Below are 17,667 nucleotides of genomic sequence, written 5' to 3'. Positions count from 1 at the left end.
CATTCCTTAAGGTGCAACTGCTTGCATCATTAATCCACAAATATAAGCCATATAAGTACCTACACCATATCCTAGCACTGCTAATAATACGCCAACAGGCGCAAGCGACGGGTGAAATGCCGACGCCACAACAGGAGCCGAAGCTGCACCGCCCACATTAGCTTGCGAGCCTACGGCCATATAAAATAATGGCGCTTTAATTAATTTTGCCACAATAAGCATTAAGCTTGCATGGGTTAACATCCATATACCACCAATTAAAAATAACCCTGGGTTACTGAATATAGCGGTTACATTCATGTGTAAACCAATTGAGGCAACTAAAATATATAAAAAACTTGAAGCTACTTTTGATGCACCAAAGGCTTCGATTTGCCTTACTTTAGTAAATGACAAACTAATACCAATTGTGGTTGAAATAACGATTAACCAAAAGAACTTACTGTTTAAGCTGTACTCTTTAGCCCATGCATAGTTATTAGCGAAAAACGGCCCTAAAAAGTCAGCGCAAAAGTGAGCCAAACCAGTAATACCAAATGCAATGGCAATAATGGTCATGTAGTCATTGAGAGTTGGCATACGCGCATGTTCTGCATGATATTTTTCAACGCGGCTTTTTAGATCTTCAATCGCCGTGGTATCAGCGCCCGTAGCAGCATCAATTTTTTTATGATTAGCCGCCATTAACAATAAAACAGCCATCCAAATATTTGCCACAATTACATCAACTGTAACCATAACTGAAAATATATCGCCGCCTACCTCAAACATCTCTTTCATTGAGGCTTGATTTGCACCACCACCAATCCAACTTCCCGCTACAGTAGTCATACCGCGCCAAACAGCATCAGGGCCGTGACCACCCACTAAATCAGGATTAAATACACTCACTACCAAAATAGATAGCGGCCCACCAATTACAATACCTAGCGTGCCCACTAAAAACATAATAAGAGCCTTAGGGCCTAAATTTAAAATCGCTTTTAAATCAATACTAATAGTGAGTAATATTAAACACGCAGGTAATAAGTAGCGTGATGCAACATAATAAACATTTGAGCTATGACCATCGACAATACCAAAGGTATTTAATAACGAAGGTAGAAAGTAACACAGTAATAATGCTGGTACGTATTTGTAAAATGCTTTTAGTTTTGGGTTTTCACTGCTTGAGGTTTTAAATATAAACCCTAAAATTATAGCAAGTAAACCAAGTACAACAGCATCATTAGTAATTAATGCAGTGTGAGTATCAACCATGGTTATTCCTATTATTAATGGTGTGTTTTATTATTATCTTCTAGTTCTTCAATTTGATGTTGGATTATCTCTATTGCAGGATCATCTGGGCATTCATCAACGAAAAACTGTAAATCGTCACGTGCCATTTTAGGGCAATCTAGCTGGTTGAGTAAGTAACCTCTGTCGCGTCTCTCATACGGATCGTCGCCTAATAACTCCATTAGCATCTCTACACAGGTTAAAGCGTGACCAAATTTATTTTCACTAATAAAAGACCACTTCTGCTGAGCTAAAAACAGTTTGTATAATTCTTCATCAAAAATCAGCTCTAAAGGTTCTTGTTCTTGACCATTTTCTTCATCCGCATTTTCAGGGATTATGTACCAGCTTTGCTGACCACTACTTGGTTCAATAATATAACCTTCTTCATCACTAATTGTAACGTGCACCCCTACATCACCTTGACTGATACTCAAGTTGGCATCAAGGTTTGCTTGTTGTAAAAAATGACAAAGCAAAATAGCTAACGTAGTTGGTGTGCCACTGCGCATTGATAGCGTATAACTTAGAGTGTTAAGTTTATACTCTGGTACTTTTAAACTTGAAGCGCTAAATAACCAATCGCTATAAAATACATCCAATAATTTTTCCAGACGATCGTGCTCATCACTTACTTTTAAACACAGCGCTGTAATTTGCTGCTCAAAGTCAGTTAGCGTTTCAAAACATGGAGTTAAATCTATTTGAGGGTCCCATTTTGACTCAGCTTTAATACAGCGATAAATCGCTGGTGGTGTAAAATCATCATAAGCGTCGTCAAGATAAGATTCATCGTGTTCATCAAACCCGAGGGTAGTCATTCATACTGCAACAATTTAGAAAACGAGGGCGTAGTTTACCTAATTTTAAAGGCAGTTACCAATAGTGTCATGGTTTGAGTTTATCAAAAGAGGAGTAAAACTTGGGCTTCACTCAGTAGCAAAGCCCTAGCAATTGCATGATTTAGCTTAAAGCAATAAAGCAGATTTAGACGTTGCTAAATAACCAATCGCTAAAATAACAGCTGTGTTTGCTAAAACATATATAATTTTAGCAACTATATTAGTTTGCCTTGCGCTTTTAGCGCCAATTGCTATGTATATAACAACTAGTACTATTTTTTCTAACAGCCAAAGCTGTTCGAATGGATTAATTTTAGCCATAAAAACAAGAGTAAGTGCAGATACTAATAAAAGTGTATCTATACTGTGGCTACCAATCATTACCACTTTATTTTTTGCTAATTTACTACTACCCATTCGCGAAAAAGCACGAACATAAAATAAAATCACACTCAATAATGCAATAGCCATGTGCGAGTGCTTTACTGCTAAATAATCCATATACCTCTATTCTTCTGTTTAATAAATCTAGTCAGGGTAACGGTTAAGAACCGCTTCTAACTCATTTAGCTTTTCATTAAACACTTCGACCATTTTAGGTTCAAAGTGCGTACCTTTTTGACTGTTAATTTCGTCAACCACATTTTGTAATGTCCAAGGTTCTTTATAACACCGTTTATGGCGTAGTGCATCGTATACATCTGCAAGTGCAACAATTCGACCAAAAACGTTTATTTCATCTCCCTTTAACCCCTGAGGGTAACCAGAGCCATCCCACTTTTCGTGGTGCTCTTTGGCTATAACCGCACCAGCACTGACAATTTCATGAGGAGAATCCTTTAATATAATATAACCTTTATCTGTATGGGTTTTCATTACTTCCCATTCTTGGTCATCTAACTTAGCAGGCTTATTTAATACCGCATCCGGAATACCCACTTTACCTACATCGTGCAATGGTGACGCAAGTCTCACTAGATCGGCATCATGCTTAGAAAGCCCATACCCCAGCGCTAAAATATGGCAAATATGCGCAACACGTTTAACATGATTACCTGTTTCAGTTGAGCGCTGTTCAACAGCTTCACTGAGTCTGTATACAAGCTCTTGCTGCGTCGCTTCGATTTCAGATTGCAGCTGTACATTTTCAAATGCTAGCTGTACATTTTGAGAAAAAATCTCGATTAAATGTTGTTGCGTAGATGATAAATCTTTTGGTATTCCTGAAATAAACAACATCGAGTTGTGATTGTACTCACTGCTGCAATACGCAAATAAGTAGTTATCTTTATAAATAATACTTTTTTCATTAAGCGCTTGTTGGCAGGCGCTTAATTGCTCTGCCTGTAAAACATCTTCAAGCTCTTTACCTTCACTTTGCTCAAAATCACCGGTTCCCGAGCACACTATGAGCTTTTTATTATCTTCCTGCTCAGGGTTTTGGGCAACTAACGTTGTGGCGTACATTGCCTGATCAGCAATACCTAATAAAGACGTTAATTGTTGCATAACGCCTTCAATAAAGTTTTCTATCGAATGAGCTGAGAAGATATCGCGAGAAGCGGTGATTATTTTTTCAAGCCCTTCACGAGATTGCTCAATTGAAATAATATCGCGGTATGAGCGCAAGCTCGACATAATCACAGTAAACAGCTTTTGGGCTGTAAGTTCTGTTTTTGATTTGTAATCGTTAATATCATAATTAATGATAACTTGACGTTCTGGAGCTTGGCCTGGCTGACCCGTTCTTAAAATAATTCGTATATGATTATTTTTAGCCTCTTCTCGAATAAATTTGGCAACTTGCAAACCAGCATCATCGGTTTCCATTACTACATCAAGTAGCACAATGGCGGCGTCAGGATGCTCTTTAACGAGCTCTTTTGCTTCTGCCCCCGAGTAAGCACTAATAAATTCTAAACGTTTGTCTTGAAATTCAAAGTCACTCAACGCAAGTTTGGTAACAGCATGAACTTCAGGCTCATCATCAACGATTAATACTTTCCAAGTACCGTGTTCAATCTCACTGATCGACTCTTCAGGTTCATCTGAAAATAAAAAATCACCCATCATAATAGGAATTCCTTCATGGCATTATTTAACGCACGAGTAGGCAATTATTATTCTTTAGGGCCACTGTGCAAGCGTTACACGGTCATTGTTACCAAAATCTTTCACTGTTTTAATATCTATAAACGCCATTTGTTTAAACAAATCGCGAACAGCTTCAGCTTGTTCAAAACCATGTTCTATTAAAAGATAGCCACTAGATAGCAAATAGTCACGTGAATGTGAAATTATTTGTTTAATATCAGACATTCCGGCGTCATCAGCCACTAATGCAGATAACGGCTCAAACCTAACATCACCTTGATTAAGGTGTATATCATCTTGCTCAATATAAGGAGGGTTAGTAACAATTAAATTAAACTTCTCACCTTGCAAAGCACTAAACCAATTACTTTGTTTAACCTCAACATTATTTATGCCAAGGCGCTGCTGATTTTTATTAGCAAGTGCAACCGCGTCAGTAACTCTATCTACCGCTACTATTTGCCAATTAGGCATTTCACTGCCTAATGCAAGTGCTATTGCACCTGTTCCCGTGCCTAAATCAAGCACTTTTGCCTTATCGGGCATAACCATGTTTAATGCGCATTCAACCAAGGTTTCAGTATCCGGTCGAGGAATTAGCGTTGTTGCATTAACTTCAAGCGACAAGCTCCAAAATTCACGCAGCCCAGTTATATGTGCTACTGGCTCACCTTTTAAACGTCTTTGAATAAATACATTAAATTGCGACTGCTGATCATCACTAAGCTCATGCTCTGGCCAAGTAAAAAGGTAGCTGCGGGGTTTTTGAAGTATATGAAGAAGTAAAACTTGTGCATCTAATTTGGCGCTTTCGCTGCTAGATGCTAATAAATCGGCACCAGCAGCGACTGCTTGTTCAAGAGTGAGGGCCACTATTAATCGTCGCCCATTGCAGCCAATAAGTCAGCCTGATGCTCTTGCATTAACGGATCTACAATTGCACCTAAATCACCCGCTACTACTTCATTTAAGCGATACAGCGTTAAATTAATACGGTGATCGGTAATACGACCTTGCGGGTAATTGTAAGTACGGATACGCTCAGAACGATCACCGCTACCTACTAAGTTACGACGCTCAGAAGCCTCTGCAGCATGGCGCTTTTCGTCTTCAGCTTGTTGCAAGCGCGCAGAAAGAACTGACATCGCCTTCGCGCGGTTTTTATGTTGCGAACGCTCATCCTGACACTCAACCACAACGCCTGTTGGTAAATGCGTAATACGGATTGCTGAGTCAGTTTTATTTACGTGCTGACCACCAGCGCCCGACGCTCTAAATGTATCTACTTTTATATCGGCGGTATTAATTTCTATCGCTTCCGCTTCTGGTACTTCAGCCATTACTGCTACAGTACATGCAGAAGTATGCACGCGCCCTTGCGATTCGGTTTCTGGTACACGTTGAACACGATGTACGCCCGATTCAAACTTAAGCTTACCGTAAACACCTTCACCACTAATATTCGCGATTACTTCTTTATAACCGCCGTGTTCACCTTCGTTAGTAGTAACTACTTCAAGTTTCCATTTTTGCGTTTCAGCATAACGGCTGTACATTCTAAATAAGTCACCCGCAAATATAGCCGCTTCATCGCCGCCAGTACCTGCACGTACTTCTAAAAATACATTGTTATTATCTTTAGGGTCTTTAGGTAACATTAATACTTGAAGTTCGTCTTCTAGCGTTAAAATTTGCGCTTTAGCTTCTTTATATTCTTCTTGCGCCATTTCACGCATATCAGGGTCTGAATCTTTAAGCATTTCTTCAGCACTGGCTAAATCATCTTGTGTACCCTTGAACGATAAAAACGTCTTAACGATTTCTTCAAGCTCTGAATACTCTTTAGATAGCGCACGAAAACGGTTTTGATCACTAATGACCGACGGGTCGCTTAGTAGCGCTTGTACTTCTTCATAACGCTCTACTAAGGTTTCTAACTTATTATAAACAGACTCTTTCATTTAACGGTTATTCCTGATCAATACCTAACATTTTTTTCAACTGGTTTAGCTGTGCCACTTCACCTTTTTTCGCTGCATCTTGAATGGCACGGGTAGGCGCGTGCATTAAGCGATTGGTTAATTTATTGGCGAGCTCTAATATAATTTTTTCTGCATCTTTACCTGTATTTAGCTGACTAACAGCACGTTCTACAAGTTCTGATTTAATTGTTTGTACATCATTTCGATAATGGCGAATTAAATCCACCGAATCGAGCGAGCGCATCCACATTGCAAATTCTTTGGTGCGTTCGCTAATAATTATTTGTGCTTGTTGTGCAGCTTGCTCTCGAGCGGCCATATTCTCGCTTACAATGGCTTGCAAATCATCAACGGAATATAAATAGGCGGCATCAAGCTCCCCTACTTGGCTTTCAATATCACGAGGAACTGCAATATCTATAAATAGCATAGGTTTATGACGGCGCTGTTTTAATGCCTGCTCAACAACACCCTTACCTATAATTGGTAACGTACTGGCTGTCGAACTAATTACAATATCAGCGTTGTGCAAACGCTCAGGTAATTGCGCTAAAGCAATAACATCTGCCGACACTTCTTCGGCTAAACCACGAGCGCGCTCAATGGTTCTGTTAGCTACCGTAATATTTTGCGGCTCATTTTGGTATAAATGCTTAGCAACTAACTCTATCGTTTCGCCGGCACCAATTAATAAAACATTCGTTTTATCAAGCTTACCGTAAATATGCTTTGCTAAATTAACCGCAGCGAACGCCACCGATACCGCACTTGCGCCTATATCCGTTTCTGTTCTAACTTGTTTAGCAACCGAAAACGTTTTTTGAAACAACCTATCAAATGTAACGCCTATCGCATCATGCGTTTTAGCACTAAAAAAAGATTGCTTAATTTGCCCCAAAATTTGCGGCTCGCCCAGCACTAAAGAATCGAGTCCACACGCAACACGCATTAAATGATTTATAGCAGCGTTACCTTCATGACAGTAAATATTTTTACTCAGTTCATGTTCATCCAAACCATGGAAACTGGCAAGCCACGATAACAGTGTTTGGGAATTTTGCTGAGCAAGGCTACAATAGATTTCGGTTCGGTTACAGGTAGACACAATAACCGCTTCATTAAAGTCGGCATGGCCACTTAATTGTTGCAACGCCTCTGAAATTTGCTCAGGCGAAAAAGCCACTTTTTCACGTAGTTCTACGGATGCGGTTTTGTGATTTATACCTAGTGCTATTATGGTCATATTTGCCAAATATTGCTGAGCCCTACTTTAAAGGCGGCAATTTTACCAAAAATCAGCGGAATATGGAAAGTAAGGAACAACATTTGATTCGACAATATTTGATTTTATTCATGTTTTTTTTGTTTTTAGGGGGCTGTGCTCATCAAATTGATACAAAAACAACACTTTATGATGATTGGAAACCACGCCTTACTGCGCAAAAAACGTGGCAAGTAGAAGGAAAACTTGCTTTTATAAGCCCAGAAGAACGCCAATCTGCAAACTTAAATTGGCAGCATACAAAAAAATCTAACAATTTAATTTTGACCACATTTATTGGCACTCGTATTTTATCACTCAAGCAATCGGTAAATGGCGCTGAGCTTGAATTTGACGGTGATGAGTATTTTGATACTAATGCCTCTGCACTTTTAAAGCGCTTAACAGGTTTTACTTTACCGGTTAATAATGCAGATAATTGGCTAAAAGGCACTATAGACGATCAAAGTTTAGTGGTTGATGAACTAGGCCGTGCCAAACAGGTATTGTGGTTTGATAAAACAGGTAAGAAGTGGCAAATAGATTACGGTACTTATATTCAAAACAATGGTTATTGGTTACCAACAAAGCTCACTTTGAAGCACCAACAAATAAAAATTAAAATTCAACTCTACGATTGGCAATTTAATTAATACCAATCCGCATAATTAAGTGAGCTATTTTGAGGGCGGATAAACGTGTTGATAGCAAGGCAAAAAATTCGCTATTTAGTCGTTCTAAATAAGAATTTTTTAACGCAGATAGCGACACGTTTAGCCCCTGAAAATGATTAAGTATTATTGCGGATTGGTATAACCCAAATTGGGTTAAAAGATTAACTAACTTAGTTGAATCGTAAAACATTTAAACTTATTTTTCTCTAGTCAGATATTTTCAGTGCACGCATAATAAATTCACGCACTTAGGCTTCCCTACTTAGGATAGCCTTAACGCAGTTAGTACTGAGGATAGCGACGCGAGATAGATTCATTATCTAAATTTCAGGTTATTTTAAGCATGAATAGCACAACTTCTTTTTCTGTTATTGCTCCTGCAAAACTCAATTTATTTTTACATATTAATGCCCGCCGAGATGATGGTTATCACGAGCTAGAAACCTTATTCACCTTTTTAAATTTTGGTGACACCCTGCATTTTGAATTAACTAATGATGCGAATATTTCTATAACAGGTGATACTAAAGGCATACCCTTAAGTGATAATCTAATCTATAAAGCAGCGCATTTATTACAAACCCACAGCAAAACCTCCTTCGGCGTAAAAATAAATTTAACTAAACGTTTGCCAATGGGAGGCGGTGTTGGAGGGGGTTCTTCAGATGCAGCAACAACATTATTAGCGCTAAATAAAATGTGGTCCCTTGATTTAGACTTAACAGAACTCGCCAAATTAGGCCTTCAATTAGGTGCAGATGTACCGGTGTTCATTCAAGGTAAAAGCGCCATAGCACACGGTATTGGAGAACAATTACACCACGTAACACTTGAGAAAAAATGGTACTGTGTTGTTCATCCAAATCAGCACGTAAGTACGGCAAAGATTTTTACCCATCCCGATTTAAAACGCGACACACCAAAAATTATTGGCAACTGGCAGCAGCATAGTTTAACTAATGATTGTGAGCCTTTAGTTAAAAAGCTTTGCCCCGAGGTTGAAAAAACCCTTCAGTGGTTGCTAAAATACGCCCCGTCGAAGATGACCGGAACAGGTTCATGTTGTTTTGTAGAATTTGCAAGTCAAGTTCAAGCACAAGATGTACTTGATAATCTCCCCCATACTTGGCAGGGTTTTGTCGCTTCTAGCGCAAATGTCTCACCTGCTCATACGGAGCTAACCGCCATATTCGATCAATGAAGTAACGTACAAGTAATCATAAGTTAACCTCTAGTGGTAATTATCATTATTGGTTAGTCCAAAAATTCAGTGCCTGAGGAACCCTACCGTGCCTGACATGAAGCTCTTCGCTGGTAACGCAACACCTGAGTTAGCTCAAAAAGTTGCAAAACGATTATATATTGAATTAGGCGATGCTGTTGTTGGCCGTTTTAGCGACGGTGAGATCAGTGTTCAAATAAATGAAAATGTTCGTGGCTCGGATGTTTTTATATTGCAATCAACCTGTGCCCCTACAAACGATAACCTAATGGAACTTATCGTTATGGTTGATGCTCTACGTCGTGCATCCGCAGGTCGTATTACTGCCGTCATTCCTTATTTTGGTTATGCGCGTCAAGATCGTCGTGTACGCTCTGCTCGTGTTCCAATTACCGCTAAAGTTGTTGCCGATTTCTTATCAAGTGTAGGTGTTGACCGTGTTCTTACGGTTGATTTACACGCAGAACAAATCCAAGGCTTCTTTGATGTACCAGTAGATAACGTATTTGGTAGCCCTGTATTACTTGAAGATATGGAAGAACGTGATTTTGAAGACGTTGTTGTAGTATCTCCAGATATTGGCGGTGTTGTACGTGCGCGAGCAATTGCAAAACTACTACACGACACAGATTTAGCAATCATCGATAAACGTCGCCCACAAGCAAACGTTTCTCAAGTAATGCATATTATTGGTGACGTAGAAGGTCGTGATTGTATTATCGTAGATGATATGATTGATACCGGTGGTACATTATGTAAAGCCGCTGAAGCACTTAAAGAGCATGGCGCAAAACGCGTATTCGCATACGCAACGCACCCTATTCTTTCTGGTAAAGCAGCAGAAAACCTACGTGATTCAATGATTGACGAAGTAATTGTTACCGACTCAATCCCGCTATCTGACGAGCTTAAAGCCCTTGATAAAGTGAAGGTACTTACGCTTGCTGACATGTTAGCAGAAACTATTCGTCGCATTAGCAACGAAGAATCTATCTCAGCGATGTTTGAACACTAAGATTAAGCATTTTTGAGTATAAAAGCGCCTTTTGGCGCTTTTTTTGTAAGCGATGTTTATTTTGTTGGGGTGCGGTGGTATGATAGCGCGCCTTTTGGCTAGGGACCTTGGTCGCAAAGGCCCTAAACTTTTTAATAATTGGAGACATCATGTCTAACACAACTTATACATATGACGCTGAACTTCGCGTAGAAACTGGTACTGGTGCGAGCCGCCGCCTACGTCGCGAAGACAAAGTTCCTGCAATCCTTTACGGAGCTGACAAAGAAGCTTTATCTCTTACTTTTGCTCATAAAGATATGATCAAAGCACAAGAAGATGAAGGTTTCTACACTCATATTCTTACACTTAACGTAGGCGGCGAGAAAGTTGAAGCTATCTTAAAAGATATTCAACGTCACCCATTCAAGCCTAAGCTTACTCACCTTGATTTCCAACGTGTAGACGCAACTCATAAACTTACAACTAAAGTTCCTCTTCACTTCATCGGTGAAGAAATCGTAACTAAAGCTGGCGCAACTGTAGTTCACCAGTTAACTGAAGTTGAAGTTTCTTGTCTTCCAAAAGCACTTCCAGAATTCATCGAAGTAAACGTTTCTGAGCTAGTTGTTGGTGATTCAATTCACATCTCTGACCTTGCTTTTCCAAAAGGCGTTAGCTCAGTTGAACTAGGTAAAGGCGAAGGCCACGATCAGTCAATCTTGACTATCAAAGCTAATAAGTCTGCACCAGTTGAAGACGACGCTGCAGACGCTGCTGAATAATATTTAAGGTTCGCACCTTGAATTCTATTCAAATGCTTGTGGGCCTGGCTAATCCAGGCCCCGAATACGCAAACACACGCCACAATGCAGGTGCTTGGTTCATCGAGCAACTCGCTGCACGCTATAACTGCACCCTAAAACACGATCCTAAATATCACGGCCTTACTGGCAAAGTGATTATCCAAGGCCAAGAATTCAAATTATTGATCCCCACTACTTACATGAATCTAAGTGGTAAAGCGGTCGGTAGTTTAGCTAATTTTTTCAAAATCCCCGTGGAAAACATTTTAGTAGCTCACGACGAATTGGATTTAGACCCAGGCGTTGCCAAATTAAAAAAAGGCGGCGGACACGGCGGTCATAATGGTTTAAAAGACATTATTGCTAAAATGGCAAATCAAAAAGACTTTATGCGTTTACGCATAGGTGTAGGTCATCCGGGGCATCGTGAAATGGTTACTGGTTGGGTGCTTGGAAAAGCAGCCAAAGAAGACCAAGAAAAAATGGATGCCGCTGTTGATGAAGCAGTTCGCTGTATGGAAATACTTGCAAAAGACGGTGTGTTAAAAGCACAAAACAGACTACATTCTTTTAAACCATAATCGTTTAAACGAATCTTAACAAGGTATCTTACTATGGGTTTTAAATGTGGCATCGTTGGCTTGCCTAACGTTGGTAAATCAACGCTTTTCAATGCACTAACTAAAGCGGGTATTGAAGCCGCTAACTTTCCTTTTTGTACCATTGAGCCTAATACAGGTGTGGTACCTGTGCCAGATCCTCGTCTAGACGAGCTTGCTAAAATAGTAAACCCGCAACGCATTCTTACTACAAGTATGGAATTTGTGGATATTGCTGGCTTAGTAAAAGGTGCATCTAAAGGTGAAGGCTTAGGTAACCAGTTTTTAGCAAACATTCGTGAAACGGATGCAATTGGCCATGTAGTACGCTGTTTTGAAGATGAAAACGTAATACACGTTGCAGGTACTATTGACCCTGCTGACGATATTGACGTAATTAATACTGAGCTTGTACTTGCTGATATGGATAGTGCTGAAAAAGCAATTTTCCGTAATGCTAAAAAAGCAAAAGGCGGCGATAAAGACGCAAAAGAGCAAAATGCTGCGCTTGAAAAAGTAAAAGTACACTTAGATGAAGGCTTAACGCTTCGCTCTTTAGAATTAACTAAAGAAGAAAAAGCAGCAATAAGCTCTATTAACTTTTTAACTATCAAGCCAACAATGTACATTGCAAACGTTGCTGAAGATGGTTTTGAGAATAACCCACTACTTGATCGTGTTCGCGCTATAGCAGAGTCAGAAGGCGCTGTTGTTGTTCCTGTGTGTGCAGCAATCGAATCTGAGCTATCTGAGCTTGATGACGAAGATAAACTTGAGTTTATGGCTGATCTTGGCTTAGAAGAGCCTGGCCTTAACCTGGTTATTCGTGGTGGCTATGAATTACTTCAGCTACAAACTTACTTTACAGCTGGCGTAAAAGAAGTACGCGCATGGACAATCCCTGTTGGTGCTACAGCGCCACAAGCAGCAGGTAAAATCCATACCGACTTTGAGCGTGGCTTTATCCGTGCACAAACTATCGCTTATGAAGACTTTATTGGCTTTAAAGGTGAAAGCGGTGCGAAAGAAGCGGGCAAAATGCGTCAAGAAGGTAAAGAATACATCGTTAAAGATGGCGATGTTATGAACTTCTTATTCAACGTTTAATCAAGCGATTGAAAAACTAAAAAGGCTCGTGTTTACGAGCCTTTTTTGTATCCTTTACTTTATCCTCACTACCAAAACGTCTCTTTAGCTACTTAATCTCGCACCTGCGTTTATATAACCCCTTTGCAAAAGCACTCAAGTGGTACATATAACCAAGCTGAACATTATTTAAAATGCCTTTGTCTAGGTTAATACCCACTTTATTAAAATAAAATAGCGCTTTAGCTATTAATTTACGTATTGAGATATCAAATTAATGCTAAAATTTATGTCGTACACGATAATGTGTCGAATAATCAAACAATTTTGAGCAGTGTGTTTTTACTCTTTTAATTTATCGCCATGATTTGCATTTGAATTACAGTCAAAAAAACATCATTTTTATTAAAATTTAGCCGCTTAGCTTAATTTTCCTGCAAACAAACACTGATAAGTGTTTTTTTGCAAAAAAGGTGTTGACGGATTTGGGTCATATCAGCATAATACGCCCCGCACTCAGCGATGAAGTGCTAACAAAAAAGATGGCTAAGTAGCTCAGCTGGTTAGAGCACATCACTCATAATGATGGGGTCACAGGTTCAAATCCCGTCTTAGCCACCATTTATTTTTTGTTGCTCAATGAAGAGTTTAAAATAACTACCTCAGTTTTGATTTATCAAAATTTGAAATGCGGGAGTGGCGGAATTGGTAGACGCGCTGGATTTAGGTTCCAGTAACTTAGGTTGTGAGAGTTCAAGTCTCTCCTTCCGCACCATGTTCTTGATAAGAACTAAAACTATCAATTGTTATTGTTGGGATATCGCCAAGCGGTAAGGCACCAGGTTTTGATCCTGGCATTCCCAGGTTCAAATCCTGGTATCCCAGCCAACAATGGCTAAGTAGCTCAGCTGGTTAGAGCACATCACTCATAATGATGGGGTCACAGGTTCAAATCCCGTCTTAGCCACCATTTCTTCTTTTAGAAGTGGCTCTGCAAGAGTTAAAATTGCAACTCAATGAAGAGTTTAAAATAACTACCATTTCTTTGATTGATTCAAAGTGATAATGCGGGAGTGGCGGAATTGGTAGACGCGCTGGATTTAGGTTCCAGTAACTTAGGTTGTGAGAGTTCAAGTCTCTCCTTCCGCACCATGTTCTTGATAAGAACTAAAATTATCAATTAATTCTTTGTTGGGATATCGCCAAGCGGTAAGGCACCAGGTTTTGATCCTGGCATTCCCAGGTTCAAATCCTGGTATCCCAGCCAATTTCTTTACCAAGGAAATTGCTATAAAGAATGACAGTATGCGGGAGTGGCGGAATTGGTAGACGCGCTGGATTTAGGTTCCAGTAACTTAGGTTGTGAGAGTTCAAGTCTCTCCTTCCGCACCATGTTCTTGATAAGAACTAAAATTATCAAATAATTCTTTGTTGGGATATCGCCAAGCGGTAAGGCACCAGGTTTTGATCCTGGCATTCCCAGGTTCAAATCCTGGTATCCCAGCCAACTTTTTATACCAAAGAAAGTTGTTTAAAGAATAAGAACTGCGGGAGTGGCGGAATTGGTAGACGCGCTGGATTTAGGTTCCAGTAACTTAGGTTGTGAGAGTTCAAGTCTCTCCTTCCGCACCATGTTCTTAACTAGAACTAAAACTCATCCAAATTTATAGTTGGGATATCGCCAAGCGGTAAGGCACCAGGTTTTGATCCTGGCATTCCCAGGTTCAAATCCTGGTATCCCAGCCAATTTTCTAAATTATTCTGTATCTATCCTCGCTCAAATACTTACTCATAAATTCATTAATTCTTAACGGTTTACTGTAATAATACCCTTGCAAATAGTCACAATTCATAGTGGTTAATGCCTGCTGTACGTCTTCGTTTTCTATGCCTTCGGCAACCACCTTACAATTTAATCGCGTAGCTAAAAACAAAGTAGACTCCACAATGGCGTAATCCGCTATTTGTGTCAGCATATCTTTTATAAATGACTGATCTATCTTAATTTGGCTTATAGGTAACTCTCGTAATAATACTAGCGAAGAAAACCCAGTGCCAAAATCATCAACACTAAATTCAAAACCCCTACTGTTTAATTTTTGCATCATAGTTTGAGCAGCTTGTAAATTAGTCATCATGGCTCGCTCAGTAATTTCAAAAATAATAAAATCACTCAAACTTGGATCATCAGCTAGTAAGGTTTCTATAAACTCGTAAAACTCAGGACTTTCTAAATCTTTCGTTGATAAATTTACATGCAATGCACCAATAAAGCCGGCACTCTTTAATTGTTTTAAATGATTTATTGTTTCAAGCACCACCCATTTAGAAATACCTAAAATAAGCCCACTTTGCTCTGCAATACCAATAAATAGTTCAGGACTAATAAAAGAGCCATCACTTTGCGGCCAGCGAATGAGCACCTCAGCGCCATGCATATCCTCTGAGTCAGCTTCAAATATAGGTTGTAAGTACAGCTCAAACTCTTTCTCGTTAATAGCGCGCTTTATTTTGCTGCTCATATCTCGTAAATCATTGACGCGTTTGCCAAGCTCTTTTTTATACGCAACATAAGGCTGCTGTGTAATTTTAGCTTCGTGTATTGCTAGGTTAGCTTGCGTGAATAGCTCATTTGCATGTAAAGAGTCCTGTAAGTACTGGCTTGCCCCAATTGTCAGTTTTATTTTTAAATTATGCTCGTAAATAGCAAAGGGGGAATTAATAGATTTATTAATGGCATTTAAACACGCTTCAAAATTATCATTGGGTGAGGTTTCAACTATTAGTGCAAACTCATCTCCGCCAATGCGGTAAAGTTTTGCTATCCCGCTTAAGTTTTGACTCATTCTTTTACCAAATACACTAAGTAAAATATCACCGACCTTATTGCCATATAAATCATTAATCTTTTTAAAGTTATTTAGATCTATTAAAAGCAGCGTAAAAGGATCTTTATACTTAACTTGGCGGTTTAATATTTGAAAGAATTTTTTACGATTTGAAAGTGTGGTTAAATGGTCGTGTTCTGCTAAAAAGCGCTGGCGCTCTGCATACTCATCTATTTTAATAATACTTTTTAAGCTGAGTTTAATAATTAAAAATACAAACGCACCACCGCCACACAGGATAAGCGCAATACTACTGGCAACAAAATCACTCGATGGATTATTAACAAAGTAATATAAAATCCACCAGTAACCTACAATAAAGCCAATAATTAACACTAATAATAAAACCCACGACACTCTCTTTGTTTTTTTACAAATTTGTAAGGTAGGCATAATACTAAGGGTAAGTAGTACAACCCCTATGGCAATTAGGTAAACAAAAAGATTTCCCACAACAACTCATTTTTTATTTGATTATAATTTGAGTATGGCAAATAAATGTAATAACGAAATAAATTTACAATAATTTGTAGTGATTTTGAGAAGTTAAAAAAGTCACAGGTGCTAAGCAATAGAAAAACGCACATCAAAGTTATGTGCGTATAAAGGTTTAACCAAGTTCACCGCTAATAGCGTATTTTAAAACCCAATTTTTCAAAGGACCGGTATTATTGGCCATTTTTAAAAACTGGCTTCGCGCCCATTTAAGGGGTGTAATTTGATTAGAAAAACCAAAGTAACATGCGTCCATCATACTCATCATTAATAAGTTAGCTTTGCGGCGGCTACGCTCGTACTCTTTTAGTTTTAACGGGCAACCAATATCATCAACGCCATCAAGCGCTTTAGCAAGTGCTACAACGTCCTGAAAGCCTAAATTAACCCCCTGCCCTGCAAGCGGGTTAATTGTGTGCGCTGCATCGCCAACTAACACTAACCGCCCTTGCGAGTAATTATTAGCATGTTGACGGGTAAGCGGAAATATCGCATGACTTTGCACGTCAAAGTCGCCTGCAAGTGTGGGAAATTTATTTAAAATATGGGTTTTAATTTGTTCAGGCGCTAACCCTTTAAAGTGTTGTAATATATTAGCGTCGTCATACCAAATTAAATTCGTGTATGGGGCCTGCATAGGTAAAAACGCTAAAGGCCCGGTTGGCGTAAACTGTTGCCATGTTTTTACCTGCTGCGGCGCATCAAGCTTTATAAGTACGCCCATACAATGTTGTTGATACTGCCATCCGGTTACACCAATATTAGCTTTTGCACGTAGCTGCGATTGCCCACCATCGGCTGCAATCACTAAATCAGCGTTATAGCGTGTGTCTCCGTATGCAAGTGTTATAGAATCAATATTTTGTTCAATAGCACTCACAGGAGCTGATTGCTCAATAACTTCTATATTGTAATGAGCAAACTGCTTCCACAAGCTCGCTTGAATAAGGCTGTTTTCGATTAGGTGGCCTAAATGTGAGGTATTAATATCGGCGCAATCAAATAAAAGGTTATCGCCACCACGCTCAAATGCTTCTAGTTGCTTATAAGGTGCTACACGGCTTTGCCTTAAAATAGGCATGGCACCTAATTCATCGAGTAAATTTTCTGAAAAACGATTAATAGCCGATACGCGAATATCTACCGTATCGCTTGCTAAAATATTATCGGCATCAATTATATGCTTTTCTATAATGCGTACCGACTTTCCTTGCTGTGCTAACCTAATGGCCATAGCGGCTCCAACCATGCCACCACCAACAACTATCGCTTTATTTTGAGTCATGTTTTTCATCATTTTGTTAATACGTGAATCTATTTTTATTGTACCGTAACTCGCTGCTTTAGTGCGAGAGTATATAACTATCAAGCTATTAAACTGGCTCTGTATTGATTTAAGATCACAAACATAAAAACTATACTTGAGGCTGGGCGGGTATCCAG

15 protein-coding genes and 10 tRNA genes are annotated in these 17,667 nt (G+C 39.3%); 16 read left to right on the top strand and 9 right to left on the bottom strand.

Annotation, left to right across the window (positions count from 1 at the left end):
• Nucleotides 1–6 precede the first annotated feature (6 nt).
• From J8L73_RS03910 to hemA, 7 genes are all read right to left on the bottom strand, one after another.
• A complete protein-coding gene (locus tag J8L73_RS03910) occupies nt 7–1,260 on the bottom strand; it encodes a DUF819 family protein (protein WP_211014914.1) in 1,254 nt (417 codons plus the stop codon).
• Between the two features lie 14 nt (nt 1,261–1,274).
• Complete coding sequence (locus J8L73_RS03905; protein WP_210999938.1) at nt 1,275–2,102, bottom strand: tetratricopeptide repeat protein; 828 nt, start codon at nt 2,100–2,102, stop codon at nt 1,275–1,277.
• Nucleotides 2,103–2,249: 147 nt separating this feature from the next.
• Nucleotides 2,250–2,624 (bottom strand): SirB2 family protein, encoded by a 375-nt coding sequence (locus tag J8L73_RS03900; RefSeq protein ID WP_211014912.1) that lies wholly within the window; start codon nt 2,622–2,624, stop codon nt 2,250–2,252.
• Between the two features lie 27 nt (nt 2,625–2,651).
• Nucleotides 2,652–4,196, bottom strand: coding sequence for a response regulator (locus J8L73_RS03895; RefSeq protein WP_210999940.1), 1,545 nt, complete (start codon nt 4,194–4,196; stop codon nt 2,652–2,654).
• A gap of 54 nt (nt 4,197–4,250) precedes the next feature.
• On the bottom strand, nt 4,251–5,090 hold the full coding sequence (prmC, locus tag J8L73_RS03890) for a peptide chain release factor N(5)-glutamine methyltransferase (protein ID WP_211014910.1): 840 nt from the start codon (nt 5,088–5,090) through the stop codon (nt 4,251–4,253).
• Between the two features lie 2 nt (nt 5,091–5,092).
• Nucleotides 5,093–6,178, bottom strand: a complete 1,086-nt coding sequence (gene prfA, locus J8L73_RS03885; RefSeq protein WP_211014908.1) for a peptide chain release factor 1 — start codon at nt 6,176–6,178, stop codon at nt 5,093–5,095.
• A gap of 7 nt (nt 6,179–6,185) precedes the next feature.
• Complete coding sequence (gene hemA / locus J8L73_RS03880) at nt 6,186–7,442, bottom strand: glutamyl-tRNA reductase (protein WP_211014906.1); 1,257 nt, start codon at nt 7,440–7,442, stop codon at nt 6,186–6,188.
• 83 nt (nt 7,443–7,525) lie between these two features.
• Between hemA and lolB the strand changes: the two genes are divergently transcribed.
• From lolB to J8L73_RS03800, 16 genes are all read left to right on the top strand, one after another.
• On the top strand, nt 7,526–8,113 hold the full coding sequence (gene lolB, locus J8L73_RS03875) for a lipoprotein insertase outer membrane protein LolB (protein WP_211014904.1): 588 nt from the start codon (nt 7,526–7,528) through the stop codon (nt 8,111–8,113).
• 364 nt (nt 8,114–8,477) lie between these two features.
• Nucleotides 8,478–9,335, top strand: a complete 858-nt coding sequence (gene ispE / locus J8L73_RS03870) for a 4-(cytidine 5'-diphospho)-2-C-methyl-D-erythritol kinase (RefSeq protein ID WP_211014903.1) — start codon at nt 8,478–8,480, stop codon at nt 9,333–9,335.
• An 88-nt stretch (nt 9,336–9,423) separates the two neighbouring features.
• On the top strand, nt 9,424–10,371 hold the full coding sequence (locus J8L73_RS03865) for a ribose-phosphate pyrophosphokinase (RefSeq protein ID WP_138683549.1): 948 nt from the start codon (nt 9,424–9,426) through the stop codon (nt 10,369–10,371).
• 149 nt (nt 10,372–10,520) lie between these two features.
• On the top strand, nt 10,521–11,135 hold the full coding sequence (locus J8L73_RS03860; RefSeq protein ID WP_058547454.1) for a 50S ribosomal protein L25/general stress protein Ctc: 615 nt from the start codon (nt 10,521–10,523) through the stop codon (nt 11,133–11,135).
• A 17-nt stretch (nt 11,136–11,152) separates the two neighbouring features.
• Nucleotides 11,153–11,737, top strand: coding sequence for an aminoacyl-tRNA hydrolase (pth, locus tag J8L73_RS03855; RefSeq protein ID WP_058547453.1), 585 nt, complete (start codon nt 11,153–11,155; stop codon nt 11,735–11,737).
• 33 nt (nt 11,738–11,770) lie between these two features.
• The gene (gene ychF, locus J8L73_RS03850) at nt 11,771–12,862 is read left to right on the top strand and encodes a redox-regulated ATPase YchF (RefSeq protein ID WP_058547452.1); all 1,092 of its coding nucleotides are present in this window, start codon (nt 11,771–11,773) and stop codon (nt 12,860–12,862) included.
• Nucleotides 12,863–13,385: 523 nt separating this feature from the next.
• Nucleotides 13,386–13,462 (top strand) — tRNA-Met (locus J8L73_RS03845).
• 69 nt (nt 13,463–13,531) lie between these two features.
• A tRNA-Leu gene (locus J8L73_RS03840) sits at nt 13,532–13,616 on the top strand.
• A gap of 38 nt (nt 13,617–13,654) precedes the next feature.
• Nucleotides 13,655–13,729, top strand: a tRNA-Gln gene (locus tag J8L73_RS03835).
• 5 nt (nt 13,730–13,734) lie between these two features.
• Nucleotides 13,735–13,811, top strand: a tRNA-Met gene (locus tag J8L73_RS03830).
• A 97-nt stretch (nt 13,812–13,908) separates the two neighbouring features.
• Nucleotides 13,909–13,993, top strand: a tRNA-Leu gene (locus J8L73_RS03825).
• Between the two features lie 40 nt (nt 13,994–14,033).
• A tRNA-Gln gene (locus tag J8L73_RS03820) sits at nt 14,034–14,108 on the top strand.
• A gap of 40 nt (nt 14,109–14,148) precedes the next feature.
• Nucleotides 14,149–14,233: transfer RNA gene (locus J8L73_RS03815), tRNA-Leu, on the top strand.
• A 40-nt stretch (nt 14,234–14,273) separates the two neighbouring features.
• A tRNA-Gln gene (locus J8L73_RS03810) sits at nt 14,274–14,348 on the top strand.
• Between the two features lie 40 nt (nt 14,349–14,388).
• Nucleotides 14,389–14,473: transfer RNA gene (locus J8L73_RS03805), tRNA-Leu, on the top strand.
• 39 nt (nt 14,474–14,512) lie between these two features.
• Nucleotides 14,513–14,587 (top strand) — tRNA-Gln (locus J8L73_RS03800).
• Between the two features lie 5 nt (nt 14,588–14,592).
• Here J8L73_RS03800 and J8L73_RS03795 read toward each other — a convergent pair.
• Both J8L73_RS03795 and J8L73_RS03790 read right to left on the bottom strand, forming a co-directional pair.
• A complete protein-coding gene (locus J8L73_RS03795) occupies nt 14,593–16,182 on the bottom strand; it encodes a bifunctional diguanylate cyclase/phosphodiesterase (RefSeq protein ID WP_348771957.1) in 1,590 nt (529 codons plus the stop codon).
• A 157-nt stretch (nt 16,183–16,339) separates the two neighbouring features.
• Entirely contained in the window at nt 16,340–17,509 is a 1,170-nt protein-coding gene (locus tag J8L73_RS03790; protein ID WP_247659558.1) for an FAD-dependent monooxygenase, read from the bottom strand.
• Between the last annotated feature and the right edge of the window lie 158 nt (nt 17,510–17,667).

This window comes from Pseudoalteromonas sp. MMG006, assembly GCF_018101025.1.
Taxonomy (GTDB): Bacteria; Pseudomonadota; Gammaproteobacteria; order Enterobacterales; family Alteromonadaceae; genus Pseudoalteromonas.
Note: the sequence above shows the minus strand (reverse complement) of the source record. Positions and strands in the feature narration are given on the sequence as shown.

What these genes read in the sequence shown, in the direction of transcription:
- J8L73_RS03895 (WP_210999940.1), bottom strand. Translation starts at nt 4,196, where the DNA reads ATGATGGGTGATTTTTTATTTTCAGATGAACCTGAAGAGTCGATCAGT.
- hemA (WP_211014906.1), bottom strand. Translation starts at nt 7,442, where the DNA reads ATGACCATAATAGCACTAGGTATAAATCACAAAACCGCATCCGTAGAA.
- prfA (WP_211014908.1), bottom strand. Translation starts at nt 6,178, where the DNA reads ATGAAAGAGTCTGTTTATAATAAGTTAGAAACCTTAGTAGAGCGTTAT.
- J8L73_RS03860 (WP_058547454.1), top strand. Translation starts at nt 10,521, where the DNA reads ATGTCTAACACAACTTATACATATGACGCTGAACTTCGCGTAGAAACT.
- J8L73_RS03910 (WP_211014914.1), bottom strand. Translation starts at nt 1,260, where the DNA reads ATGGTTGATACTCACACTGCATTAATTACTAATGATGCTGTTGTACTT.
- J8L73_RS03790 (WP_247659558.1), bottom strand. Translation starts at nt 17,509, where the DNA reads ATGACTCAAAATAAAGCGATAGTTGTTGGTGGTGGCATGGTTGGAGCC.
- ispE (WP_211014903.1), top strand. Translation starts at nt 8,478, where the DNA reads ATGAATAGCACAACTTCTTTTTCTGTTATTGCTCCTGCAAAACTCAAT.
- ychF (WP_058547452.1), top strand. Translation starts at nt 11,771, where the DNA reads ATGGGTTTTAAATGTGGCATCGTTGGCTTGCCTAACGTTGGTAAATCA.
- J8L73_RS03905 (WP_210999938.1), bottom strand. Translation starts at nt 2,102, where the DNA reads ATGACTACCCTCGGGTTTGATGAACACGATGAATCTTATCTTGACGAC.
- J8L73_RS03900 (WP_211014912.1), bottom strand. Translation starts at nt 2,624, where the DNA reads ATGGATTATTTAGCAGTAAAGCACTCGCACATGGCTATTGCATTATTG.